The 24,023-nt window shown below is 70.6% G+C and carries 22 protein-coding genes and 1 tRNA gene; 5 read left to right on the forward strand and 18 right to left on the reverse strand.

Annotated elements, in window-relative coordinates; translation table 11 throughout:
- The first annotated feature begins 558 nt into the window (after window positions 1-558).
- Window positions 559-632: transfer RNA gene (locus LZ495_RS36220), tRNA-Lys, on the forward strand.
- Window positions 633-805: 173 nt separating this feature from the next.
- On the opposite strand, the gene LZ495_RS36225 is transcribed toward LZ495_RS36220, so the two are convergent.
- From LZ495_RS36225 to LZ495_RS36255, 7 genes are all read right to left on the reverse strand, one after another.
- The gene (locus LZ495_RS36225; RefSeq protein ID WP_235057401.1) at window positions 806-1,765 is read right to left on the reverse strand and encodes a M48 family metalloprotease; all 960 of its coding nucleotides are present in this window, start codon (window positions 1,763-1,765) and stop codon (window positions 806-808) included.
- Window positions 1,766-1,919: 154 nt separating this feature from the next.
- On the reverse strand, window positions 1,920-2,453 hold the full coding sequence (locus tag LZ495_RS36230; protein WP_235057402.1) for a Pycsar system effector family protein: 534 nt from the start codon (window positions 2,451-2,453) through the stop codon (window positions 1,920-1,922).
- Window positions 2,450-3,736: an SPFH domain-containing protein gene (locus tag LZ495_RS36235; protein WP_235057403.1), complete on the reverse strand. Its 1,287-nt coding sequence runs from the start codon at window positions 3,734-3,736 to the stop codon at window positions 2,450-2,452. The genes LZ495_RS36230 and LZ495_RS36235 overlap by 4 nt, the downstream gene beginning before the upstream one ends.
- Complete coding sequence (locus LZ495_RS36240; RefSeq protein WP_235057404.1) at window positions 3,733-4,986, reverse strand: hypothetical protein; 1,254 nt, start codon at window positions 4,984-4,986, stop codon at window positions 3,733-3,735. The genes LZ495_RS36235 and LZ495_RS36240 overlap by 4 nt, the downstream gene beginning before the upstream one ends.
- An 8-nt stretch (window positions 4,987-4,994) precedes the next feature.
- Window positions 4,995-6,149 carry a hypothetical protein gene (locus LZ495_RS36245; protein ID WP_235057405.1) on the reverse strand — a complete coding sequence of 385 codons (1,155 nt, stop codon included), beginning with the start codon at window positions 6,147-6,149 and terminating at the stop codon, window positions 4,995-4,997.
- Entirely contained in the window at window positions 6,146-6,967 is an 822-nt protein-coding gene (locus LZ495_RS36250; RefSeq protein WP_235057406.1) for a hypothetical protein, read from the reverse strand. The genes LZ495_RS36245 and LZ495_RS36250 overlap by 4 nt, the downstream gene beginning before the upstream one ends.
- Window positions 6,968-7,133: 166 nt before the next feature.
- Window positions 7,134-7,817, reverse strand: coding sequence for a Crp/Fnr family transcriptional regulator (locus LZ495_RS36255; protein WP_235057407.1), 684 nt, complete (start codon window positions 7,815-7,817; stop codon window positions 7,134-7,136).
- Between the two features lie 228 nt (window positions 7,818-8,045).
- On the opposite strand from LZ495_RS36255, the gene LZ495_RS36260 reads away from it, so the two are divergent.
- On the forward strand, window positions 8,046-8,567 hold the full coding sequence (locus LZ495_RS36260; RefSeq protein WP_235057408.1) for a SigE family RNA polymerase sigma factor: 522 nt from the start codon (window positions 8,046-8,048) through the stop codon (window positions 8,565-8,567).
- A 216-nt stretch (window positions 8,568-8,783) separates the two neighbouring features.
- Window positions 8,784-9,464 carry a DUF4232 domain-containing protein gene (locus LZ495_RS36265; RefSeq protein ID WP_235057409.1) on the forward strand — a complete coding sequence of 227 codons (681 nt, stop codon included), beginning with the start codon at window positions 8,784-8,786 and terminating at the stop codon, window positions 9,462-9,464.
- Window positions 9,465-9,566: 102 nt separating this feature from the next.
- Here the strand turns inward: LZ495_RS36265 and LZ495_RS36270 are convergent, their stop codons facing one another.
- The 11 genes from LZ495_RS36270 to LZ495_RS36320 all read right to left on the reverse strand — a co-directional run bounded on the left by LZ495_RS36270 (window position 9,567) and on the right by LZ495_RS36320 (window position 21,042).
- Entirely contained in the window at window positions 9,567-10,748 is a 1,182-nt protein-coding gene (locus LZ495_RS36270; RefSeq protein ID WP_235057410.1) for a hypothetical protein, read from the reverse strand.
- Window positions 10,745-11,587: a PP2C family serine/threonine-protein phosphatase gene (locus LZ495_RS36275; protein ID WP_235057411.1), complete on the reverse strand. Its 843-nt coding sequence runs from the start codon at window positions 11,585-11,587 to the stop codon at window positions 10,745-10,747. Before LZ495_RS36275 ends, LZ495_RS36270 begins: the two co-directional genes overlap by 4 nt.
- On the reverse strand, window positions 11,587-12,387 hold the full coding sequence (locus LZ495_RS36280; protein WP_235057412.1) for a vWA domain-containing protein: 801 nt from the start codon (window positions 12,385-12,387) through the stop codon (window positions 11,587-11,589). Before LZ495_RS36280 ends, LZ495_RS36275 begins: the two co-directional genes overlap by 1 nt.
- Complete coding sequence (locus LZ495_RS36285) at window positions 12,377-13,783, reverse strand: hypothetical protein (protein WP_235057413.1); 1,407 nt, start codon at window positions 13,781-13,783, stop codon at window positions 12,377-12,379. Before LZ495_RS36285 ends, LZ495_RS36280 begins: the two co-directional genes overlap by 11 nt.
- A 154-nt stretch (window positions 13,784-13,937) precedes the next feature.
- On the reverse strand, window positions 13,938-14,372 hold the full coding sequence (locus tag LZ495_RS36290) for a hypothetical protein (protein WP_235057414.1): 435 nt from the start codon (window positions 14,370-14,372) through the stop codon (window positions 13,938-13,940).
- Between the two features lie 49 nt (window positions 14,373-14,421).
- Complete coding sequence (locus LZ495_RS36295; protein ID WP_235057415.1) at window positions 14,422-15,444, reverse strand: serine/threonine-protein kinase; 1,023 nt, start codon at window positions 15,442-15,444, stop codon at window positions 14,422-14,424.
- A gap of 151 nt (window positions 15,445-15,595) precedes the next feature.
- The gene (locus LZ495_RS36300; protein ID WP_235057416.1) at window positions 15,596-15,967 is read right to left on the reverse strand and encodes a DUF1330 domain-containing protein; all 372 of its coding nucleotides are present in this window, start codon (window positions 15,965-15,967) and stop codon (window positions 15,596-15,598) included.
- A 259-nt stretch (window positions 15,968-16,226) separates the two neighbouring features.
- The gene (locus tag LZ495_RS36305) at window positions 16,227-16,988 is read right to left on the reverse strand and encodes a group II truncated hemoglobin (RefSeq protein WP_235057417.1); all 762 of its coding nucleotides are present in this window, start codon (window positions 16,986-16,988) and stop codon (window positions 16,227-16,229) included.
- A gap of 152 nt (window positions 16,989-17,140) precedes the next feature.
- Window positions 17,141-17,332, reverse strand: a complete 192-nt coding sequence (locus LZ495_RS36310) for a hypothetical protein (RefSeq protein ID WP_235057418.1) — start codon at window positions 17,330-17,332, stop codon at window positions 17,141-17,143.
- Between the two features lie 282 nt (window positions 17,333-17,614).
- Window positions 17,615-19,312 (reverse strand): hypothetical protein, encoded by a 1,698-nt coding sequence (locus LZ495_RS36315; RefSeq protein WP_235057419.1) that lies wholly within the window; start codon window positions 19,310-19,312, stop codon window positions 17,615-17,617.
- A gap of 119 nt (window positions 19,313-19,431) precedes the next feature.
- Entirely contained in the window at window positions 19,432-21,042 is a 1,611-nt protein-coding gene (locus tag LZ495_RS36320) for a WxL domain-containing protein (RefSeq protein WP_235057420.1), read from the reverse strand.
- A 456-nt stretch (window positions 21,043-21,498) separates the two neighbouring features.
- On the opposite strand from LZ495_RS36320, the gene LZ495_RS36325 reads away from it, so the two are divergent.
- Together LZ495_RS36325 and LZ495_RS36330 are read left to right on the forward strand one after the other, a co-directional pair.
- Window positions 21,499-21,927: a hypothetical protein gene (locus tag LZ495_RS36325; protein WP_235057421.1), complete on the forward strand. Its 429-nt coding sequence runs from the start codon at window positions 21,499-21,501 to the stop codon at window positions 21,925-21,927.
- A gap of 958 nt (window positions 21,928-22,885) precedes the next feature.
- Window positions 22,886-24,023 (forward strand): ATP-binding protein (locus LZ495_RS36330; protein WP_235057422.1); only part of this gene is annotated, 1,138 nt, incomplete at its 3' end.

Below are 24,023 nucleotides of genomic sequence, written 5' to 3' on the forward strand. Positions count from 1 at the left end.
CGGCCCACGGATGCCCGTCAACCTACAGCGCTGCACAGTGTGGCGGGCCGTGATCCTGACGGTACCCGTCGTGAGCTACGCGCGGGGACCACTTTGCACATGTCCGGAAACCAGCGTCCTCCCCATGTCCTCCCAAAAGTCCTCCCCGCGACCTGGCCTTTCACCGCACCACCCACTACACGCCCCCCTTTCACCCCAACCCGCCCCCACAAAGCTCCCCACCCCCATTCCCCCCACCATCCCCACCCCACCCACCCCCACCACACCCCCCACCCCAAACCACCCCAAGCGCCCCCGACGGGACCCGCCGCCAGGCAGGTCCGAACCGACGCGAGGCGTCGATCGCCACGGGGACGGAAGGGCGAGCTCCGGGCAGCCCACGGCCGCCGCACACCACCCGGCAGCCATACCGCGCACAGCCACGCGTCCTGCGAGAAGCAGTTCAGCGGGTGGCGCCGCACCAGCCCCGAAGAAAGGCGGCCCCGCCAAGGCCCCGCCACCCCACGCCCGATTTTTTGATCTCCCCGCCCTCCTGATACTGTCTTCCCATCGCAGCAAGCGCCGCTAGCTCAGTTGGTTAGAGCAGCTGACTCTTAATCAGCGGGTCCGGGGTTCGAGTCCCTGGCGGCGCACAAGCAAGCGGTATCCGAAGAGGGCGTTCTCGAGTCATCGAGAACGCCCTCTTCGTTTCTGTGCTGCACCGGTGGCTGAGCGGGGCTCTGCTTTCAGCGCCGGCTCCTCCGGATCTGCTCCGGGGCGGAGGCGGTGTCCTGCCGATCCTCGGGCCCCTGCATCGCCGTGCCCTTCAAAGCCCGGGCCCGATTGTGCGGTGGAGGTGGCGGAGGCGGGCTGCGTGTAGGGGGTCGCTGTTGCTCGGGTCGTGTTCGTCGGTGAGGACCGCGGTGAGTTCGGGGCCGAAGCCGAGGCCCGCGGCGAAGTCGTCGGCGCGGTATTCGGCACGGCGGTGGAGCCATGAGGTGAGCGGTGGGGTGATCGCGAGCATGAGCACCAGCCACCACATGTGCAGGGCGATCGCCAGAACGTAGCCGAACACGCCCAGGACGAGTAGGAGTCCGGCGGTCAGGAGTAGGGCGCGTGGGCTGGTCGAGCGGACCAGCTTGGTGAGTCCGCGGAGGAGCCAGCGCCCGGTCTTCCGGGCCGGGAGGGCGTACCAGTCGGCGAGGGTCGCGGCCCAGCTGTGGCCGCCTACGTGGTGACCGAGTTCGTGGGCGAGAACGGCGGCGAGTCGGGAGTTCGGGAGGTGGTCCATCGCGTACGCAGTGACGCCCACGACGTGGCCGGCGGTCGCGGTCACGTCGAGGTCGGCGCGCTCTTGGATCCACAATTCGTAGGTCTCTTGCCGGACTCCCGCTCGACGGGTCACCTCGGCCCACACGTCGGCCAGGCGTCGGGACTCCGCCGGGTTCGGGCGGCGCATACCCAGGATCCGGCGGGCGATGAACGCTTCCGAAGGCCGGTGGAAAGCCAACGCTCCGGAGGCGAGCCATGTCAGGCCCATGAGTCCGGCAAGGCCGATGCTGATCAAGGCGAAGGCGGCGACTACGACCAGCAGGCTGACCAAAGCGGCAGGGAGGGCGACCAGGATCCTGAGCAACGCCGCTTTGTCCGCCCCGCGTTGACGGGCCTTCAGGTGTCTGCGGCCGGAAGCCAGCGCGAGGTCGTCCAACTCGGGTCGTGTGCCGAACGATGCTGCGGGCGGCAGTCCCGGGTACGTCGGCGGCTTCTCCTCGTCCGCCAATGCCATGGGCCCCGAAGGATACTGCGGTGGCAAGAGGTCTCCCGGGTAGGCAGGCGGCACCTCGGACGTCGCGTCCTGGAACAGCCGGCCACGCTCGTGTCCGGGCTGGTCGACGGGCATGGTCGAAGGTCTCCTCAGGTGGTCCGCGGGCACACGCGGCTCATGCGGTGAGCAGTGCGCCCGGCAGCAGGATCAGCGCACCCATGAAGCACGCCATGCCGACCCGCAGCCATTGGTACTTGTCCACCACGATCCGGCTGTTTTCTCGAAGCGCGGTGAGGAGCGCGTCGCGGGCGGAGCTATCCGTGTCGTGCAAAGCACGTTCGAGTGCCGCCGCCCCGTGGTCGGCGGCACTCCGGACGTCGGCGAAATGGGTGATGGGCATGCCCGGTTGCCACGCGCGTCCGCGGTACCGGGGGGCGACGGCCGCCACGAGGGCACCGAGGGAGACGAGGAAGCACACGGTGCCCGTCCACCACATCGTCTGTGCGACTGTGCTCATCACGCCGGGTCGCCAGCCCCGTGTGGTGAGCGTTGCGACCAGCCCGGCCGCGGCCATGCCTTGGACACCGACCAGGATCGAGCCCTTTGTGTCCGCCCTCGCTGTCTCCGCCCTGAGGTCGGCCAACAGCCTTTCGGCGGTGCGCAGATCGAAGGCACCGGGATCGGGAGCTCCGTGTCCGGCCGCGGTCATGGCGCAGGCGGTGGGCTCGGGCGCCGGTAGCCGATGACGGCGCGTGGCGCCGGTGTCGACGCGTCGTCCGAGACAGGAGCGGAGGCCTGGCCCGTCTCGTGCGCCGGCGTCTCATCGTCCGACAGCCGTACGCGGGCGTCCGGCCCTGCAGGGATGTCGAAGCGCGGCGGCCAGTCGGGGTCGGTCTTCTGGGCAGGCACCGCAGCGGGCACCGCAGCAGGGACCGCAGCAGGCGTCGCGGCCGGCGCAGGCGCCGCGAGCCTGGCGTTCAGGACTTCCTTGACGACCTTTGCCGCAAGCCTCCGCGGTTCGTCCATCTGGTGTTCCTCCAAGCCTCCCGAACCACCGCCCAGGGCCTGCAAGGCAACCTCCAACTGACTTTGCATGAGGACAAGTTGGTCATGGCGCAGGTGCTCCATGACCAGTCGGGTGTCCTCGGGGTGGAGGGCGAGATGGAAGCCCAGCGCGTGCGGTCCCCCGCGCTCGAGGTGGTACGAGTAGTACTCGATCTTCTTGGCTTCGAAGTCTTGGATCACCAAATCGTGCCGGCGCCGTTCCGTCTCGCGCAGATGGGCGAGCTGCTGGGCTTCCGATGCGACCAGGTGCTGCTGCTTGGCCTGGGCCAGGGCCCGTTCGGCCGTCATTTCGTCCTCGCGCATCACGAGTGCGTGGCGCGGTTCGAGCGCCTGCCGGGCGAACTCGATCCCGCGCAGTTCCCGAGCGTGTTCGAGTGCCGCCGCGTCCCGCATGACCTGGATCGTGCAACGGACGTGCAGTCCCGCCTCCGCTCCCAGGGGTCCGGCAGCCGCTAATGCATCCTGGGCCGCCTTCTCGGCGAGGTGGCTGTCGTCCATCGCGTACGAGCGCAGGACCGGACGCACGATTTCGTCGACGGTGCGCTCCACCATCGCGGGCACGTCGCGCTCGCCGCTGGCGACGAACGCCGCCGGGTCGGCGACGCGCCAGTTGCAGGTCATGGTGACCTCGAAGGCGAAGGCATCGTTGCTGCCGGGCATGACGAGCTCCGCATGCGCCTCGTGCAGCCCGATGTCCACCGTGTAGACGCTCGTCCACCGGCGGGAGGCACGCTCACGCCGGGTCGGCCGTGTAGGCGGCAGATAGGTGTCCAGTCGTCCTTGTGCCGTGGTGAAGACCAAGGCGTAGTCGATCCGCGTGGTGCGCGGTGATTTGAGGCGTGACAGTTCTTCGATGGTGACCACCGGGTCGACGATCCTCGAGTCCCGGTTCACGTCCTGCTGCCATTGCGGTTGGCCGTTCATCATCGTGTTGTCTCCCGTTCCGAGTACACCGGGGGCGACGCCCCCGTCCCGTCCACTTGCGTCAGGACCGAGCGCAACCGCCGGGCGGCAGCCTGGACAGGCTCTTCGGTCTCGCCGAAGCGCAATTTGTCGAGGAGATAGGCGAGGCGCTCGGCGTCCTCGCCTGCGACGACGAGTCTGGGCAGGAGCAGCGCCAGGGTGTCTTCCGCTTCGGTGTCGAAGGCGGCGGCCCGCACCCAGTCGCGCATGTCGGTGAGCCCGGATTCGGATGTTCCGGGATCGTTGAGGACCGCGCGCAGCAAAGCTGCGAGCGACTGGCTCAGGAGTGCCCCTGGGGTACCGGGTACGTCCTCCCATCGAGCGAGGAGGTCCAGCAGGAGCGGCCGCCCGAAGCCCGGTCCGCCGTCCGTCGGGCCGCACGCGTGGACCACGGTCCAAAGCACGAACTGCTGTGTCGTCCGATCACGCAGGAGCGGCACAAGCTCCGTCCAAAGCTCAGGGGCGCTGTCCGCAGTGTCCCGGCTGTCCGGTCCGGTGGTGTCGTGCTGCGTCTCGGCTCGGGCGACCACGCCGCTCTGGCCGGCGGCCAGCAGCAGGGTCGCGGCCGATTGCGCGATCTCCTCGACCTCCTCCGGCCATGAGGACCCCGGGGCGGTACGCGTGTCTACTGCGCGCACCGCCTCCACAAGCGCCTCGATCGCCTGCGCCGGAAAGGTGTCGCCGACGAGCCCGTACGCGCGAACGGCCGTCCAACGCAGGCGGTGATCATCCGAGCTGCACCAGGTGCGGAGAATCTGCGGTACGTGCGGCACTCCCAAGTGGCTTGCCAAAGCCAGGGAGTTCGCCGCCGCCAGCCGTGCTCGGAAGCGCTTGTCGGCGGCCCAGGGCTGAATCAGAAGCGCCAGTGTCGAAAGCAGGTCGGCCTCGGCAAGGGCGGCTGCGGTGGAAGCCGCCCGGTTGCGGACCAGCGCACGGGCGTCGACCGCCAGCCGCCGCAGCCAGTCGATGAGCGCAGGACGCGCCGAGGGGTGTCCGGTCCAGACCTCGCGGAGCAGAGTGAGCGCAGTGAGCCGGTTCCGGAACTGGATTTTGGTCTGCGGCACCTTCCCCCATTCGCTGTCCTCGTTCCCCGGGTACAAGTCCGCCTGGGCCAGTTCGACACGCTGGGCACTCGACGTGCCGAAAACGGGGATGCGCGGCGGTCTGCCCGCATCCTCAAGGCGCTGCAGGAGCACGAAGAGCACATCGCTCAATTCGGCGGTCAGCGGTACGGGGACTCATCGAACGCGGCCAGCGCGATCAAGAAGGCCTTGTCGTGGAGCGTCCGGTCGGCGCTGTCGAACCATTCGCGTACCTGGCGTTCGGCGGCGTCGTGGCCGAACTCGGCAAGGCGCTCGGCGGAGATCGTGCCGCAGGCGTGCGCGGCGACGTAGCCGGCGAACATGGCCAGGTCAGCCATGGGACGCCGGTGCCCGATCACTGCCTGGACTTCGGCCAGGGCGATCAACTCGTCGAGCGACCGGTCGGCCACGTCCTTGTGCTTCAGGTGGCCGCGCAGGAGCTCGACGGGCTCGGGAGGTTCCCAGCGCACGTAGTCGGAGCCTTCGACAACGGGATGAGGACCGACCACGATGACAAGATGGCTCTTCTTGTCCCTGAGCTTCTCGCTCAGGGCACGGATGTGGTGTTCACGCAACGGACGGTCGGCATTGTTGGTGAGATCGGCAATCAGATGACCGCACCCGTCGTGGAGCTCGTCGGATAGGCGTCCCGGGGACACTGTGGGATCGAGCATGCGGTACGTCGTCGTCCCGACGGCCCGCAGCAGCATGAGTGCGGCACTGCGGCGTCCGGTGGTCGGCGAGCCGGAGACGATGACGATGCGCCGCGCAGCGAGCTGGGCGACCGCCACACCGAAGGGGCTCTCCGGGTGCCACGGTGTGTCGGGGGCGTCGTGCCCGGCGGACGAGTGGTCGGCGGTCTCGTCGCTCGGCCCGGACGGATAGACGAAGTACTCCGCAAGCTCGGCAACTTCGATGGCAGGGATCTCTCCGGACGTCTTCTCTGTGGCGCTGCCGAAGTGGTATTCGTACCTGTTCTCGTTCTTGACGCCGCCGAGCACCACGTCGCCGGCGACGTGGCCGCCGCTCACCCCGTGCTGGTCTCCGGCGACAAGCGAACCGCGCAGCTGCGCAGAACGGCGGAACATGATGTCCGGACTGTGCCGGTACAGGTCGCGCCGGGAGTCCCACGCGTGCTCGGCACCGACATCGTCGCCGTCCTGCTCTGCCTGCTCCTGAGCATCAGCCGCCTCGGCAGTACCGGCGGCCGCCAAGCCCTGTTCGTCTGCGGCACCCTCCTGACCCGCGGGGCCTGCGGCGCGATCGGCGCGGGGCGCCTCCTGCTCGCCGCTCATGACGAACGTCCGCGGCGTTCGGCGTCGGCGTCCGTCGTGATGCGGCTGCGGACGAGCCCACCCAGAACCACGTCGCCGTCGACCTGGCCGCCACTCACCCCGTGCTGATCGCCACCGACCATGGCCCCGTACACAGTCGGGGCGCCGTGGAAGTGGAAGACCGCCCCGGTGGGCCTCTCCGTACCGGCGACCGGTTCCGTGGGAGTGGGCCTGCTGCCCCCCGTGCCGCCGCTGTGCCGGCCCCGGTGCAGCCATCCGCCCAACGTCCCGTTCTTGGACGCGAATGTGACACTCTCGAAAGATTCCGGCCGGACCCCGCGGTGCCCGTGGCGGACCACTCCGTCATAGACGGCGGGGCCGACCATCAATACGCAGTGCTCCCCGGTTCGCGCACTCAGGGCATCGCGCAGCACGTCGGAATCGAGGAGCCTGAACCCCTGGTTCAGATCGTGTCCGACGAGCCCGCCGACCGAGCCCTTTTGGGGGTCGTGCGCCACCTCGCCGCCGGTCATCACCATCCGCAGCCGCATTTGGGCGCTGTCCGCGGCCAGGCGATTGTGCTCATGGAGCAGTTCCGGCGTGACCGTCAGGAGCGCTCGCAACACGGCCGTCTTGGCGACGTCGCCACCGAGCAGCACGATCACGCCGTCGCCCCGGTCTTCGCGGTACTGGTGCGCTGCCTCGACTTCGGCAGCGACCAACGTCCGGTCGACGACGGTGTTCAGACTCCGCCGCAGGACTGCCTGCACAACGTCGTCACGCCGGCTGAACTCCTCGACGTCGAAGAGCAGGATGGTCCGGTTCACGGGTTCGGGCATGGTTGCCTCCCACTAGGCCTTGAGCCCCGGCTTGGCCGGAACGGGCGGACGCGGCACATGTCATGAAGGTGTCAGGGGGACCCATCGCGGTACGAGGGGATCAGGCACACGCGGAATGTGACCGCCTGCACAGAAACAGCGAGTGGGCATGCGCGCGTGCCCGGGCCTACCGAACGTCTTGGCGCGCCATCCTCCGCAGGACGTCGGGGCGTATGACCACGAGCCCGCGACGCTCGGTACGCACGATCCCCCGTTCCCGGAAGTCCTTGAGCAACCGTGCGACCGCCTCACGAGACGCACCGACGGAACCGGCCAGCTCGGCCTGGGTCAGCCCGGGCACGATCCGCACCCCGTCAGGGGCGTCCTGACCGTGCCGGAGCATCAGCCCGAGGAGGACAAGGGCCAGGCGTTCCTGGACACTCAGGGCCGCGTATTCGACACGCCGCCGGTCGCTGTCGCGGGTGCGGTCCACCGCCAAGGCGAGCAACTTGCGGGTGATGGCAGGACGTTCGTCGAGCAGGGCGGAGAACCGTACGGCTTCGACGGCCAGTGCCTCGACACGCCCCAAGGCCGTCACAGTCGCCGATCGAAGCCCTCCGCCGACCGCCGCGGCCTCCCCCAGAATGTCCCCCGGCCCGCGCAACGCCAGCAGCGCCTCGTATCCGTTCACTGCCGCAGAGGTGACCTTCGTCCAACCGGAGACCAGGATCAGGACATGCCCCGAGGGCTCGTGTTCGCGCAGGAGGACCTGGCGTACGGGGAACACCAGCCGCGTCCCGCAAGCGAAGAGCGCCTGCCTGTCCTCCGACTCCAGCCGAGCGACGAACGGGACCCGATCCTCGAACTCCATACGGCGCGGCCTCCACGGGACATGTGGTCGGACCACCAACTTTTCGGTCAAGGACGACCGTAGTCGAGTACCGCACCGAAATCATGGCCTTGCCTCCGAAAAGGGCAACCGGGAGGCGGCGGATTCCCGGAGGCGCGTTGGGCTGTTCGGGTGGGGGTTGAGAAATTCGGTGGGGGCGTGCAACGCATTCGCGGGCGTTGTGGGTTTGGGCGAGTAGGGAGGTGCGGGTTGAGACCTGATGACGCAGCCGCGTTTCACGAGTTCGTGCAGGCGCAGTGGCCCCGTCTGGTGCGGACGGCGTACCTGATGACCGGGGACCACGCCGAGGCGGAGGACGTGGCGCAGACCGCTCTGGCGAAGGCCGGGGCGTCGTGGCGCCGGATCCAGGCCACGGAGCGGCCGGACGCGTACGTGCGGCGGATCCTGGTGAACTGCAACAACAACCGGTTCCGGCGCAAACGCCCCTCCCTGCTGTTCGGCGACAAGACGCCGGACGTGGCCGTGCCGGACCCGACGCTGCGGATCGACCAGCGGGACGCGCTGCGCAAAGCCCTGCTGAACCTCCCGCCGCGGCAGCGGGCGGCGGTGGTGCTGCGGTACTGGGAGGACCTGCCGGAGGCGGAGGTCGCGCTCGCCATGGGCTGCTCGGTGGGGACGGTGAAAAGCCAGGCCGCGCGGGGGTTGGAGAAGCTCCGGGCCGACCCGGCGCTGGCTGATGTGTCGCCTGCGCAGGGGACGACGTCTTGGTGATGACTGCCGGCCTGAAGGACGGAAAGGGAGAGCGGTATGGAGAGGCCTGACCACGGGACGCAGGGCGGTAGTGCGGGGGAAGACTGGATTCGTGCGCAACTGGCTGCGCAGACGGGGGACATGGTTGTGATGCCCCCGGACATCGGACGTATTGACGCGCGTCGGCGGGGGATTCACCGGCGGAGGGTCGGCTTTGCGGCGGGGGCGGCATCCGCCGTGGTCATCACCGTGGTGGCGACCACGGTGGCTTTGGCGGGCGGCGGCGACGGCGGTGAGGGGGATGTCGCGGTGCCGCCGACGGAGGGGATCGAGGCGCCGGTGACGCCGGCGCCGCCGACGGGCACTCCGGGGCAGACGGTCGTCCCGCCGGAGACGCCCAAGACGACGGCGCCATCCGGCAAGAGCAGCGAAGGGGCGGCCGAGCCGGGGACGAGCGCGTCCACGAACAGCGGCGCTGTGGCCGCCTGTACGGCGGACAAGCTCGCGGTCACGGCGGCCAAGGAGCCCGCGGACGCCACCGAGATGCGGCACCTGCTCATCACGGCCAAGAACACCGGCAGCACGCCATGCAAGCTCTACAACTACCCGCACGTGGTGCTCGTCAACGCGCGGAGCGCGGCGCCGGTCATCGAGGAAAGCAACGCCACGCCGGGCGAGCCCGTCACGCTGGCCCCCGGCAAGGAGGCTTTCGCGGCCATGGTCCTCAACGGGCCGATGGACGAGTACAAGGTGACGGCGATCAAGCTCACACTGAGCGGCACCAAGGCCGGCAGCAAGGCGGGCTCGCCCATCGACGTCCCGATGCCCGTCTCCGAGATGTACGCCAACGACTTCCAGCGGGTGACGTACTGGACGACCGCGCCCGGGTTCGCGCTGGACTTCGTGATGTCGAAGTAGGGGGCTTGGAAGCGGTTTTCCAGGCCTCTTGGCCTGCGTGAAGCGGAATAGCCTGCTCCGGTAGTTCCCGGCGAGACCGGGAACTACCGGAGCACCGCCGTGTCAGCCGTTGGCCGCGGCGACGATGACGGCGATGACCATCGCGGCGAGGATGGCCCAGAAGATGAGGATCCCCGGGGTGATCAGGGACTTGTCCTCGGGTTCCGCGGCCGGGTCTGCGGGGACCGGCGGAGGCATCGGTGCGGGGGCGGGCGGCGGGTTGAAGGGGTCCTGGCCTGACTGCGCGGCGCGGGTGCACCAGGGGCAGGCCTGGAGGTGGAATCCGTAGCTGTGGCGCGGGCGTTCGGGGCAGGTGTGGGTGCGGCCGCGTTCGAGGTCGAGGGCGCGGAGCCAGTCCTCGGCGGAGGGGCGTTCGGCGGGGCTGCGGACGCCGGGGCCGAAGGCCTGGCGGGCCAGCGTCAGCAGTGCGGGCGGCAGGATCGCGGGTTCGATCATGCCGCGCGGGGTGACGACCTTGTCGGGCTGGACGACGTACGAGCAGCTGGCGGCGATGTTGTCCTTGATGGTGCTGTCCGAGCTGCTGCCGTGCGGGACGCCCCCGAAGGGGTGGTTGCCGACGGTGAGGAGCTGGTAGATGAGGACGGCCAGCGCGAAGTTGTCGGTGTGCTCGGTGGCGGGCCCGCCCGCCTGGCGTTCCGGGGCGGAGTAGTCGGCGGTCTGCATGAGGGCCGGGAAGTGCTCGCCGCTGCCCGGGTCGGTGAAGGCGATCGAGTCGCAGTCGAGCAGCGTCACGAAGCCGTTGCCGTCCACCACGATGTTGTTGCTGGAGAAGTCCCCGATGACCAGTCCCTCGTGGTGCATGCGGGCGGTCATGAAGGCGAGGTTCCAGCAGACGCCGAGCAGGAACTTCCAGTCGGTGCGCGGCGGGAACCAGCGCAGCCGCTGGGCGCGCGTGAAGAGGCCGATGAGGGGGATGTGGTCGGGTTCGCCGAAACGCTGCATGGCGTAGCCGAGGAACGCCCCGTCGAGGCCGCGCACGACACCGGTGGGCCAGGCGAGTTCGGGCGGCTGGGAGCTGTTGGTGGGGCGGCCGCCGAGCGGGGTGAGGCCCAGCATGCGTTCGAGGCGGCGTTCCTGGTCGGGGCCTTGCGGTTCGCGGTAGAGCTTGACGACGGTACCGGGGCGGTCGGTGAGGGTGTACACGGACGCTTGGCCGCCGCCCTTGGCGGCGAGTTCGTCGACGCGGAGCTCCTCGGTGCCGACGCGCACTCTGCGTTCGGTCATCGGCGCACTGCCCGCAGGAGGGTCTTGTCGTCGGCGTTGAGGGCGGTCAGGCGGTCGGAGCGCAGCAGGTTGGCCAAGGCCGCGTTGTCCTCTTCGGGGTCGGGGCCCGGATTGTCGAGCGAGCGGAACACCGCGGTGGCGAAAGAGGCGTTGGGCTCCTGGCGCGGGTTGCCGGCGCTGCTGAGCGCGGCCTGGGCGAGGCCGTCGGTGGACAGGAAAACGCCGTCGACGTCCGCGTCGCGCACGCACGCGGTGTGGATCCAGTCGGGGGCTTCGGGCGAGGTGAGGAAGACGGTCTCGTTGCTGTACTCGCTGGCCGGGGCGGGCTGCGGGAGGAGGTGGAACTGCGGTTTGCCGTCCTCGGATCCGGCCCGCAGGATGACGAATCCGTCGCCGACGCCGACGGTGCCGAGCCAGTCGGGAGCGAGAACGACGACGGTGAGAGTGGTGGCGTAGTCGTCCGGACGCCCCGAGCCGTCGCCGCGCGTGCGGTCCAGGAATTCGTCGCGCACCTCGTGGAAGGTGTCGGCGAGCAGCCGGTGCACGGCCCGGGCGCTCTCGGCCAGGTTGCCGCGCCGGTCGCCGAGCGGCGGCGCGGCGGCGACGCGGTCGGTGTAGTACGCGGTGGCCAGCCGGACGGCGAGTTTCGAGCCCTGGTCGGAGTACGGCCGGCTGCCCGCGCCGTCGGCGACCGCAAGGACGGTGACGCGCGCGTTCGCCGGGCCGGCGGACGCCTCGTGCCAGGCGTCCTGGCACGGCAGCCCCTCGCGCCGGTGCCGGTAGCCCTCGACGCTTATGCCGTGCGTGCGCCAAGTCCCGCGTCTCGCCGCGGCGGCCATCAGGATTCCCAGGCGGAGCGCTGGGTCCGGAACTGGTGGAAGATCTTTTCGAACACCTCGTCCCCGGCGCCCTTCTGCTCCGCGTTGGCGCTTGCCGACATCATCGCGAGCAGCTGCTTGAACGGGAATCCGTGCAGGTGCGCGTGGAACGCCGGGGCGAGCGCGCGCAGGACGTCGAGGCCCTGCTGCGAGATGCCGCCCACGCCGATCGCGTACAGCCGGAAGTGCCGCTTCTCCTGCTCGGCGGCGAGCACGGGCCCCAACCGGTGCCAGGAGTCGCTGAGTTGGCCTTCGGTGTCGGTGGGCAGGCCGTCCGTCATGAGGCAGATCTGCGGCCGGTAGTACTGCAGGCCGGCCGCGCGCAGCTCCTGTTTGCGCTCGGCGACGATCTGCATGGCCATGTCGAGGGCTTCGGTCAGCAGCGTGACGCCGGCCGCCTCGAACTGCGGTGCGTGGAAAGCGTGTGCGGGCACGAAGGGGGTGCCAGGCTGGCCGGGAGCGAGCATCTGCGGTCCGCGCCAGGCGCGCACGCCGATGCCGCCGAAGGTGATGACGGCGACCTCGACGCTGGCGCTCAGGCTGACGTCGTCGTGGAGTTCCTGCGCCCACATGCGCATGGCGTCGTTGAGCGTCGAGATGGGCAGCCCGGCCATCGAACTCGACGTGTCGAGGCACAGCACGAGCGGCAGGCGCTGCGCGTTGTTCTCGAAGTCGATGTCGGCATAGGCGTCGTGTCGGACGTTCGGATTGGGCGCGGTGTGGTCCTGGCTACGGTCCCGGTCCCACCAACTACCGGCCATGAGGCCCCCCTTGGTCTCGCTGGTCTCGCTGGTCTCGCTGCTCTCTCTGGTCCCGCTGATCGCGCCGGCTCCCGGCGCCGGACGAGGACGGGCGCACCGCCCAGACCGCTCCCCGGTCGTCGGTGACGGTATCCACGCTCTCCCCCACACCCGGCGGCTCCTCGGCCTCGGCCCAGGTGGCGCGCACCAGGCAGTGGTCGAGTTCGACGTAGCCCTGGGGGTGCAGGCGCGTGCGTATGGTCGCGGTGCGCCGGGTGCCACCGGGCACCTTGCGGGCGCGGTATGCCGTGCGCGGCGCGGACGGCGGTACGGGTGGCACCGCAGGCGCTTCGGCGACCGGCGGCGGAACACCCGGGCGCCCCGCGGCACTTCCGGCGTACGTCTCCGCTGTGCTCACTCCGTGCGCCCCCGCAGCCGCCCCGGGACCGCTCCCCCGGCTCCCGCCCCCACCCCCGCGCGGAGAGCCGCCGCCCGGATAGGGACCGCCGCCGTGCACGAGGGTGCGCCGGTACAGGAATCCGACCAGCAGCAGCGCAGCCAGCACCAACGCGAACAGCGCGAGGAACCAGGTAGGAGTGGTCTCCTTGGTCCGCGCAGCCCCGGTGTCCTGGCCCTGGGTGGCCTGGCCGTCGGCGGCCGGAGTGGAGGCCGGAGTCTGGGGCTGCCCCGCCGGCTCGGACGGAGGCGGCGGGCTGGTCTGCGGCGGAGCGCTGGTGCGGGCGCCGCCCGTGGCCGCCGGGCTGGGCACCGGGAGGGCGACCAGCGGCCCGTTCGGCTCGGCGTGCTTGTCCTCCAGGATCTTCGCCCCGGAGGTCCGCCCCGCGGTCAGCAGATCGCACAGTCCCAGGCAGCCGCCCGGCAGCGCGCGCAGCAGATCGGCGGTCGCCGCGGCCATGGCGGGCACCGACGCCTCGCGGGCGACGATGCGCGCGGCCGGGTCCGGGACGAGGGCGAGCAGCAGCGCCCCGCCCGGGCCGGGGTCGGCATTGGTCAACGTGACGACGAACCGGCCGCCGCCGAACGCATCGCGCGCCGCGGCCAGGTCGAGCCCGGCGGCGTCCTCCAACTGCATGGCGCGCGGGACGGTGAAGACGACCGGCCCGGTACCGGGCCCGACGCTGCGGGCCGCCGCGGTGAAGCAGACGAGCAGCGGCCGGTCCAGCTTGGCGAAACTGGTGGGGCAGCCTTCCGGCAGCGGCAGCCCCGGCACCTGCGGCATATGCGGTACCTGCTGTGCCTGCGGGACGTACGGCAACTGCGGCACGTGCAGCGGCCGCTTGGGAGCCGGCGCAGCGCCCGCGGTCCCCGCGAAGCCGGCCGGGCCGCCCGGACCGGGCAGGCCCGCGGCCCCCGCGAGCACCACCGCACTCGCGACCGCGGCCCCGACTGCCCGCACGCGCGTCAAGGTCATCCGTGCCCCCGCCCCAAGAGGATGCCCGGCATTCTAGCGACGCTGTTGACCTTCCCTGAAGGGAAAGCAACTACTCGCTACCGCTTGGCACTTCGTGATCAGGAGCGAGCACTGGATGGCAATTCAGGTGGGATTCGGGTCAGATTCGGAACAGCTCCCGGCACCGCGCGAACATCGCCCGCCCGTGCTCCACCCACTCGTCCGCCAGGACGTCGAAATCCGGCTGGGTCAGCCGGCAGCTGAGCGGCAGCACGCACACTCCGGCGATGCACGGATGCGGCCCGCGGACGTCCCACACCGACAGCATGGGCACCAGCTGCTCGGTGTTCCACGCGTTGGCCGCGGCCGCCGCCACCGCCAGCTGATCGGGTTTGAGCGTACGGCCGTTCGTCATGAACACGACCAGCAGGCTTTTGGTCGTGGTGAACCGGGTGATGAGCATCCGGTCGGTCTTCGGGATGTCGAACTCGAGCGTGATGGACGACGTCTCGACCGTGGCCATATAGCTCTTGCGGTTCGCCCAGCGGTCCAGCATCGGACGCCAACTGGTGCGCAGCAGCAGAGGCTGCGGCACCGAACCGCCGGCGCCCCCGGAGCCACCGGCCCCGAACCCGCTCGGCCCGTCAACGCCCGGCACGCCGCACCGCCTCCATGACCAGCGCATCCGTCAGCCCCGCGTCCAGCAGCGCCTGCGCATGCAGGGTGAGGCAGGACGCGCTCGCCCCTGCCGTCCCGCCGTGCCCCTCCGGCGGGGCCTCGCCGTGCGCCTGGATGGTCTCGGCCACCGCGGGGAACGGCCAGCCGCCCAGGTTCAGCGCCTGCTCGGCGGTGACCAGCGGTCCGAGCACCGGTTGCGCGTCGGCCAGCAGGTCGCCCAGCAAAGTGTCCAGGTCGGGCCGGTCGGCGGGCGCCTTGGCCAGGCAGCGGCCGATCAGCCCGCGCAGCGCCGCGGGTGCCGTCTCCAGAGCCGCTTCCCCGTGCACGAGGCGGTACAGGTGGCCGTCGCCTCCCCCGAAAGGCCACTTCCCGGTGGCCGCGAAGAACAGGATGCCGCCGAGCGAGAAGATGTCGCTGGACGGGCCGACCATCATGCCGGTGATCTGCTCCGGCGACATGAACGCCGGGGTGCCGAGCACCACTCCGCTGCGGGTGAGCCCGGACTCGCCGACGATCCGCGATATGCCGAAGTCGATGACGCGCGGCCCGTCCGGGGCCAGAAGCACGTTGGACGGTTTGAGGTCGCGGTGCACGACGCCCGCTCCGTGGATCGCGCGCAGCGCCTCGGCCAGCCCCGCGCCCAGCAGCCTGACCTGCGCCTCGGGCAGCGGGCCGTTGCGGGCGACCTCTTCGGACAGCGACGGCCCGGGGACGTACACGGTGGCCAGCCACGGCGGGTCGCCGTCGGTGTCGGCGTCCACCACGGCCGCGGTGAACAGCCCGTCCACCGACCGCGCGGCGCTCACCTCGCGGGCGAAGCGGTCCCGGAACTCCGGTTCCTCGCAGAACTCCGGGCGCACCACCTTGACCGCCACTTTGCGGCCGGTCGGCGAACGCCCCAGATAGACCCAGCCCATGCCGCCCGAGCCGAGGCGTCCGATGATCTGGTACGGACCGACCTTCTGCGGATCACTTACCGGCGTCCTCACCCTGGCCTCCGCTCGCTGCGGTCCCGCACCCCGCTGCGGCCGCATGCCGATTGTCCAGCGAATCGCGGGCCGCGGGTACGAGTAGCGCAGCTTTGCGGGGCTTCCCTCACGCCGGACGTGCGCGAGGGCGGGGGCGGGACGCCGCACGCACCTACTCGGCAGCGGCAGCAGAGGCGGCGGCAGCAGCCGCTGCAGCCTCGATGTCGGCGGCCAGCGCGGCGGCCTTGTAGTCCGGGCCGACGCCTTCGACGAACGCCGCGCCGCCATCGGTGTTGTTGATGCGCAGGTCGACGATCTCCTGGTAACCCGGCGAGTGGTACCAGGCCTTGACCGCGTCGGTGGACGGGAACTCGATGATCACCAGGACGCCCTCGAAGGTGCCGTCGACGACCTCGGGGACCCGGTTGTGCACAAGGAAGCGGCCGCCGAACTCGGGCAGGGTCGCGTCGATCTTCTTGAGGTACTCGACGATCTCGGCGTTGACGTCGACCGAGCGGAGGTGGGCGAAGGCGTAGGCGGTCATGGCGATCTCTCCTGAGGGACCGGGGGCGGGGGACGGAGGCCGGGCGGCCGGGGGCTTGTGGCCCCCGAGGCCGGCGCTTCGAGCTGCTGTCCTGACAGGAAGAGACGCTACGCAGCGGGTCGCACCGCGTAATCAGTCATGCATAGGTACTTCCCGGCCGCTGCCCTCCATGCGGCCGTGGCTGGCCGCGGCACGGGTCCGCCCGGTCAGGGCCGGGTCGGCCCATCCGCGTCGGGGTTCGGTCCGGCCGCTGCAGGGTTCAGCCCAGCCACGGCGGGGTCTGCCCCCAGTCCCACTTCGGCATCGGCGTGGTCGGCAGCGGCGGCGGGTTGGGCCCGGAGTAGATGATCGCCATTCGGGTGCCCCACTCGACGTAGTACGCGAAGACCGCGCGGAACTCCGGATCCGACGGCAGCCCGACCTCGTCCGCGGTGTCCGCGAGCAGTGCCACCCAGCGGCGGCGCTGCGGCTCGGTAACGCCCTTGCCGAGGTGCTTGGACGCCATGTGCTGGTGCCCGCCCAGCTCGGTGCTGTAGACCGCGGGACCGCCGAAGACCTCGCCCAGCCAGGCCGCGACGTGCTGCGCGTGGTGCGGGTCCATCCCGGCGAAGACCGGGGCCAGCACCTCGTCCTCCCCCACCCGCTCGTAGAAGCGCGTGAAGAGCCGCTCGAACGCCTCGGCGCCGCCAGCCCACTCGTAGAGCGTGGGGTTGCGGCCGCCCTTGCCGGCGACCGCGGTGGTCTCGTAGTGGTGCATCTCCTGGATCGCGGAGAAGTAGGGCTTGATCTCCGCGAAGAAGGGCGGGAAGTGCTCGCCCTTGCGGAAGCCCTCCAGGTGGTCGGGGGTCGACGTCCAGCGGATCCGCAGGATGTACGACTGCGGCTCCTCCGCGCAGCGGGCGAGCTCGTAGTCGACGCACTGCGGCGCGGCGGCCAGGGCCTGGGCGGCGCGCCCGTACGCCGCCTCGAACTCGGCGGCGTCGGATTCGGGGATGGTGTAGCGGATGTACTCGACGATCATGCTCGCGTCCCTTGGAGTCGAGGGTCGGGATCTCGACGCGCCAACGTGCCGGCGCATGCCTTGATTCCCGGCACTGTCCCCATTGTCCGCTTCCCGAAGCGGGTTCGCGCTACGCGAACACCGTTCACCCCGAAGGATGTTGCCACTACCGGTCAGTACACCCGGTCCAAGTGCTCGTTGAACGGCACGCCCGCCTCCAGGGCCTCCACCTCGTACGCCGCCAGCTCGCGGCGGGTGCGGGGTCTGGCCCTGGGTCGGCGTTGCTCCGCGTAGCAGCCGACCACGTTCCCGTCGTAGCGCAGCCCTGCGGCGAGGACCGCCGCGACCACCGACCACGTCTTCACGTCGTTGCGCCGCGGTACCGCGAAATCGCGCCCCGCGCAGAGCAGTGGCCCGGCGCACCGGGTGCACCGATGCGCATGCCCGGCCTCCGGCGGATGCCGCTTCACGCTCACCCGGCACCGTACGCACGCGAAGTGCAGCCGGTAGTGATCGAACTCGCAACCGCACATGCGTCGAAGCTAGCGAAAGGAGCGCCCGGCCGCCGCCCGATTTCGGCGGGGCCGGGCGCTGTCATGCGCCACGCACTACCGACCGGGGCGTTCCCGCCCCGGCCGGTACCCGGGTCAGGGGGTGTACGTGAACGGTGCCGAGGCCTTGACGCTGGAGTTGAAGGTCTCCTCCGCCACGATCGCCACGGTCGTCGGGTCGTTCAGGTACATCCAGGTGATCCAGTTGCCCGCGCCGTCGGCGGCCGCGTAGTTGTAGTCACCGGTCTTCTGGCCGGCCGCGTTCACGCCGTACAGCTTGATCCACGCGTAGTTGGCGTTGTCCTTGCCGGTGATCCACGTCTTCGTGCCGATCGGGCCCGTGGACGGCGACAGCGAGATCCAGTTCTTCTGCACCTTCAGCGCGGTCGTCGCGGACAGGCCGCCGGACGTCACCTTCACGGTGTAGTTGCCGAACGCGACCGTGCCGCCGACCTTCACCGAGCCGCTGAGCGTGCCGTTCGCGGCCACGGCCAGCGTCGAGTTGGTGAGCGATGCGGCGTTGCAGTTGTTGCCCGCGGTGTCGCACAGTGCCGCGGTCGGGGTGCTGCCGGCCGGCCAGTTCGCGCCGGACAGCGAGACCGTGCCGTTGCGGTGCGAGACCTGCGGGTTCGCCAGCACGGACGGCTGCACGACCGTCACCGTGAACGGCAGGAACATGCGGTTCACGCTGGAGGTGCCCTCGCGCACGCGCAGCTGGGTGATGCCGGCGAGGTCCGGAATCGTGTACTGCATGCTGAAGTTGCCGTCCGGCGAGCTGGTGAAGCTCACCGGGAAGCCCGCGACCGTACCGTCGGCAAGCGCCGCGTCGACGTTCATCGCGCGGTTGGCCGTCCAGTTCGAGCCGGAGATCGTCACGACCGTGCCGATCGGGCCGGACGTCGGGTTCGTGGCCGCGACGCGCGGACCGCTCTGCACGAACGCCTGGATCGTGAGCGGGGACGCGGCGACCTTGGTGCCCGAGGTCACCCGGACTTCGTAGGCGCCGTCCGGGATGCCGGACGTGGCCAGCTTGGCGTTGCCGGTCAGCACGCCCTGCGCCGAGATGGCCAGGCCGTTCGTGGTGAAGGCGCCGAACACGCAGGCGCCGCCGCCGGTCGCGCACAGTTCGGGGGTCGCCGCACCGCTGGCCGGGAATCCGGAGCCGGAGAAAGCGAGTTCGTAGCCCGGGCGCGCGGTGCCGGTCGGCGAGCTCAGGGTGGGCTGCTCGGAGCCGGGGCCCTGCACGTTGACGGTGCCGATGGATCCGCTGCCCGACACGACGTTGCAGGGCGTCGTGTAGTTGGAGCCGAACACCGTGGTGTAGGTGACGGTCCGGGTCGGGGTGAACGAGACCAGGCCCTGCGCGTTGTTGGGAACGATGAAGTTCCCTTCGTACGTGGGTATCTGAACCGGCTGGCCGGAGACGGTGTCGATCAGCGTCTGCGGGCCGGTGATCGTGACCGTGCCGGTGGCGCCGCCGCTCATGGCCAGGTCGATCGACGGCGTGGTCGGCACGTCGTTCAGGCTGACGGTGCTGTTTGCCGGGCCGGTGCCGAGCGTCACGACCGCGTGCACCTGGGTGCCCGGGGCCGCATCGGCCGGGGTGAGCGTCACGCTCATGCTCTGCGGCCCGGTGGCCTCGCCCTGCCCGGCGGGCAGGACGCAGTGCACGGTGGGGGTCACGGTGCCGGCCTGGGCGGCCGGGGCGGTCAAGGCGACCAGGCCGCCCATCAAAAGGGCGGTTCCGGCGACTGCGCCACTGAGGCGTCGCACGGGCATTCTTCGCAGAGCCATGAGCCTTTCCTCCGATCACGACGTACACGGGGATGGGGGAAGTGCGCGGGCCCCCGGCTTGCCGCGGCGGCGATCCGTGCGGAGTCGTCGAGCGGTGAGCCGGGGGCCCGGTCGGTGCATCAGGCGAGGGACAGGGTGAGCGTCCCGGTGTACGAGCCCGCCGCGGCGAACTCAGGGGTGGTGAGGGTGAGTTGTGCGTCGGCGGTGAACTTGCCGCCGGTCGCCTTGCTGCTGTCGGCAGCCTGGCTGCACAACGTGGCCGGAGCGGACCCGAGCGGTCCGGCCGAGCCGCTGGACACCTGCGACAGGCTGCCCGGGGCGGCCGCGCAGGACGGGGCCCACGCGATGTTGCCGGCCGGGATCTTGTCGGTGCCGTTGCCCGCGACCAGGTCGGTCATGGTGCCGGTGAGCGACCAGCCGAGGTTGCCGCCGCGGGCGTCGACCACGGTGACCTGGTTGAGCGGCGCGTTGAGCTGCTGCGCGGTGCCGTTCAGCGTCGCCGAGCCGAAGTCGATGCCCGACGCCGCCTGCGACATGCTCAGCTTGCCGGGGGCCAGCGTGACCGAGACGTCCTGCTTCTCGGGCAGCGGGCCGGTGGTCACCGTGAACGGCAGGAACTTGCGGTTGACCGACGACGTGCCCTCGCGGACCCGGATCTGGGTGATCTGGTCGGAGTCGACGGTCCACTGCACGCTGAACTTGCCGTCCGGCGTCGTGGTGGTGTTCACCACGCCGAAGGGGGCGCCCTCGGCGTTCACGCCGGAGATGTTGATCGCGCGGTTGGGCGACCATTCGGTGCCGCTGACGGTCACCGTCAGGCCGACCGGTCCGCTGTTCGGATCGGCGGACGCGTTGCGCGCGCCGGCGACGTACAGCTTGGTCTCCAGCGGACCGGAGGCCTCCTTGACGCCGTCGCTCACCTTGATGATGTTGACGCCGTCCGGGATGCCGGTGGCGGCGAGCTTGACGTTGCCGCCCAGGTTGCCCTGCGCGTCGATCGTCAGGGTGCTCGCGGTGAACCGGCCCGCGGAGCACGCCGATCCGTCCGCGTTGCACAGCGACGCGGTGACCGGCGCGTTCGGGGTCCACTTGGCACCCGTCACGGCGACCTCGGAGCCCAGCAGGTGCTGGCCGTCCGCGGCCTTGACGGTCGGCTGCTCGCCGGCCGAGCCGGTGACGGCCACGGTCGCCACGGTGCCTTCGGCGCCGGACACCATGGTGCACGGCGTCTCGAAGACGTTCCCGAAGACCTTGGTGTACGTGACCATCTTGACGACGGTGAACTCGATGGTGCCCTCGGTCGCGGCCGCGGGGATGTTGAACGTCCCCTCGTACGGCGGGATCGGCACCGGCTTGCCCGCCTCGACGCTGATCGGGATCTCCGGGCCGGTGATGACCACACTGCCGGTCGCCGCGCCCTTCATCGCCAGCTCGATGGTCGGCGTGGTCGGGATGTTCGGCATGGACACGGTGCTCTTCGCCGGGGACTCGCCCAGCGTGACCTTGCCCTTGACCGCGCCGCCGGGCTGCACCGACGCCGGGTCCAGTTCGACCGTGATGCTCTGCGGGCCGGTCGCCTCGCCCTGCCCGGCGGGCAGGACGCAGTGCACGGTGGGCGTCACCGTGCCGGCGCTCGCCGACGGCGCCAGGACCGCGACGACACCCGCCAGCGCCAGGGCGCCCGCGGCCACTGCGGAGGTGCTCCGCCGCAAGGCCAATCTTCGCAACACCAGAATGCACTCCTTTTCAGATCGACCCCAGCACCCGGGGACGCAGTGGGGTCTCGGCCGCGGCCTGGTGCTCCCGAACGGCATCACCGGTGTATTGGCGCGCCGGCCGGTCGAACAGGCACACGGAGGTCCGATGGTTCCCCGGAAATGTGCACACCAAGAGCGTCAATATCAATAGTCGCGGGGTCCTAAATAACTCGACACGTGTCACCATCCGCACCCACAACCGGACTATTGGCGGGGGTTTTCGGGAATCTTGTTGTCGGCGTATTGACAAGCGCGGCGAGACGCGAGACTACTGTTGGCGAGGCGGCAATCGACCGCGTCACGAAAAATGGATACGCGTCAGTGATCACGACGACTGTCGCCTCGACTGCAAGCCCCGAAAGCGCTCCCCCGGCGCGAGCCTCGGCGGCGATGTACGAGCCGCGCCCAGATCGGAAGGAACACGGACCCATGCCCAAGACCAGGCGCCTGGTCGCCGCCGCGATTTGCGCGGCCGGCATCACCGTCGGATCGGTACTGACCGCCACCCCGGCGATGGCCGCGACCGGCACGTACGACTGCGAGATCAACGGCAGCGGCGCGCCGACCCCGGACTACGACAACGTCAGTGTCGACTTCACCAACAACGGCACCGGCAAGCTCGTCATCACCGGCAGCGGCCTGCCGTCGCCCGTCGACCTGCCGATCGGTGCCCTCACGGTCACCTCGTCGAGCCCGTCGATCTCGGCGTCGAACACGGTGTTCATCCCGCAGGGCGACGATGTCGAGGTCGTGACCTCGTCGAACCAGTCGGTGCCGAACCCGCTGCCCGGGACGCTGACCATCACGGTTCCGGCCACCGGCGGCGGCACGGCGACCATCACCTGCACCAAGCAGTGACCCTGCTGCGCTGAGTGCGCCCCGGCGGCCACCCGGCACTCCGGTCCGGGCCGGCCAAGAGCACCCGCGACAGCCACTCCTCGCATTGCTGGTACGAGGAGGAGCAGCGGGCGCTCCCGGCCCGGTTCCGCATGGCAACGCCCCGGCCACGGGGCGTGAGACTGCGGCCGAAGCGGCCAAGGTACCGCAGGCGGCGACACCCGGCACAGCTTCCGAGGCCCGTCCCCGGCTCCGCTTCCGCGGCGCCGGGGGCGGGCTTCGCCGCGTCCGGCCGGCGGTCCGCCGGCGTGGTGACACGTGTCGAATTCCCGGCGCCCGGGGAGGCCTTGCGCGGGCAATACGGAAAGGTTCCGGACACGCCGCGCGGGAGCCTAAAGAATCTTGGTCAGCAACCGTTGACATCGGCTGAGGAACAGGGTTTGATACGGCTGTCCAGAACTGCCGGAATCGACTCTTCCGGATACCCCGGGGAGTGGCGCGAGCCACGCCTCGGCAGACCTGCGAATCGGCGCGGCAGGTCCGCGCCCATTGTTTTCCGCGGCCGCATTTCCAGCCTGCCCGGAATATCTCCGGAGCGGCGTCGGGAAATAGCCTGCCAATGAATAGCGGAAATACCGGGACCGGCTTCCGCGCCGGCATTCCGGCGGGACCGGCCGCGCGGCGGCGGACCGCGGATGTGACGTCCTTCACCCGACCGGGAAGCGGCACTGCCGAGCCGCCCGCGCACCCTCGGGAAGTGGCGGTCCAGGTACCGCGGTTCGCGCGGAGTGCGGCGGAGCCCAGGAGCGCACCCCGCCCGAACTATCCGTCAAATGGCCATATCACGTACGGTTTTCGGTCAATGACTGACCGTCATTGATCTGATTAGGATGGGCCCGCTCGTCGCACGACCCGTACTCGGCGCCCGAGATGCGCCGCCCGCACGACCCGCCATCGCCTGGCTGCTCCCGAGGATCCGATGACAGATAGCGTCCCGCCCGTGTTGTTCTGGTGCCTGGTCGCGGTCACGGCGGTGCTCGCCGCCGGGCTCACCCGCGTGCTGGTGGCCGGCTCGGTACGCCGCCGCCGGATCGCGGAGTTGGAAGCCGCGGTCGCGGTACGGGACTCCGTGCTGCGCGACATGGTCGAGTCGCGGCTGCCGCTCTTCGAGCACGCCCAGGCGCCGGTCCCGGTGCGCGACGACCCGCTCCTGGAGGGCACGTCGTTCGGGCTGAGCGTGCATCTGGTCGAGGAGATGTTCGCGGGCACCGTGACGCGCGCGCAGGCCCGTGCCGACCAGTCCGCCAAGGCCGCCCTGAAGGGCGCGATGCGCGCCCTCCAGGGCCTCGCGAACGAGCAGCAGCTGTCGATCTCGGACATGCAGGAGCGGCACGACCACCCGGACGTCCTGCGCGACCTGCTGGAGATCGACCACGCCAACTCGCAGTTCGGGCGCCGCGCGCAGGCGATCGCGGTGCTGTGCGGGTCGTGGCCCGGCCGCCAGCGGTCCGCCTCGTCGCTGACCGACGTCACGCGCGGCGCGAAGTCCCGCATCCGCGACTACCGGCGCGTTCAGGTGCACGCCCAGGTGGAAGTGGCGGTCGTCAGCCGGGCCGTGGAGCCGGTGGTGCTGGCCGTCGCCGAACTGCTCGACAACGCCGCCCGGCACTCGCAGCCGAACACGACCGTCGAGGTCAACATCCAGCCCGCGCACAACGGCGCGTGCATCGTGGTCGACGACGCCGGGGTCGGCATGAACGACCAGGAGGTCGCCCATGCCGGGCGCCTCCTCGGCGGCCGCGAGACGGTGGACATCAACCGGCTGGGCGACCCGCCGCAGTTCGGGTTCGCGGTGGTCGGCGTGCTGGCCGAGCGGTACGGCTTCAGCGTCTCGGTCGACACCCGCTCGCCGTACGGCGGTGTGCGGGCGGTGCTCTTCCTGCCCAACGACCTGCTGACGCACCTGGAGCCCGAGGGCGGCCTCGGCACGGCACGCGAACTGCGTACCCCCGTGCCCGCTCCCGCACCCGCGCCGGCCCCGGCACCCGCTGCCGTGCCGCCGCCCGCCGCACCGGCCGCGATCGCCGGTGCGGTACCCGCGCAGTCGCCGGCGCCCG

This window comes from Yinghuangia soli, assembly GCF_021502675.1.
GTDB classification, from domain to species: Bacteria; Actinomycetota; Actinomycetes; order Streptomycetales; family Streptomycetaceae; genus Yinghuangia; species Yinghuangia soli.

Coding starts and splice junctions, on each gene's coding strand:
- LZ495_RS36255 (WP_235057407.1), bottom strand. CDS start 7,817: ATGGAGTTCGAGGATCGGGTCCCGTTCGTCGCTCGGCTGGAGTCGGAG.
- LZ495_RS36245 (WP_235057405.1), bottom strand. CDS start 6,149: ATGAGCGGCGAGCAGGAGGCGCCCCGCGCCGATCGCGCCGCAGGCCCC.
- LZ495_RS36270 (WP_235057410.1), bottom strand. CDS start 10,748: ATGACCGAACGCAGAGTGCGCGTCGGCACCGAGGAGCTCCGCGTCGAC.
- LZ495_RS36305 (WP_235057417.1), bottom strand. CDS start 16,988: ATGATCGTCGAGTACATCCGCTACACCATCCCCGAATCCGACGCCGCC.
- LZ495_RS36235 (WP_235057403.1), bottom strand. CDS start 3,736: ATGATGAACGGCCAACCGCAATGGCAGCAGGACGTGAACCGGGACTCG.
- LZ495_RS36280 (WP_235057412.1), bottom strand. CDS start 12,387: ATGGCCGGTAGTTGGTGGGACCGGGACCGTAGCCAGGACCACACCGCG.
- LZ495_RS36315 (WP_235057419.1), bottom strand. CDS start 19,312: ATGGCTCTGCGAAGAATGCCCGTGCGACGCCTCAGTGGCGCAGTCGCC.
- LZ495_RS36325 (WP_235057421.1), top strand. CDS start 21,499: ATGCCCAAGACCAGGCGCCTGGTCGCCGCCGCGATTTGCGCGGCCGGC.
- LZ495_RS36230 (WP_235057402.1), bottom strand. CDS start 2,453: ATGACCGCGGCCGGACACGGAGCTCCCGATCCCGGTGCCTTCGATCTG.
- LZ495_RS36275 (WP_235057411.1), bottom strand. CDS start 11,587: ATGGCCGCCGCGGCGAGACGCGGGACTTGGCGCACGCACGGCATAAGC.
- LZ495_RS36300 (WP_235057416.1), bottom strand. CDS start 15,967: ATGACCGCCTACGCCTTCGCCCACCTCCGCTCGGTCGACGTCAACGCC.
- LZ495_RS36225 (WP_235057401.1), bottom strand. CDS start 1,765: ATGGCATTGGCGGACGAGGAGAAGCCGCCGACGTACCCGGGACTGCCG.
- LZ495_RS36250 (WP_235057406.1), bottom strand. CDS start 6,967: ATGCCCGAACCCGTGAACCGGACCATCCTGCTCTTCGACGTCGAGGAG.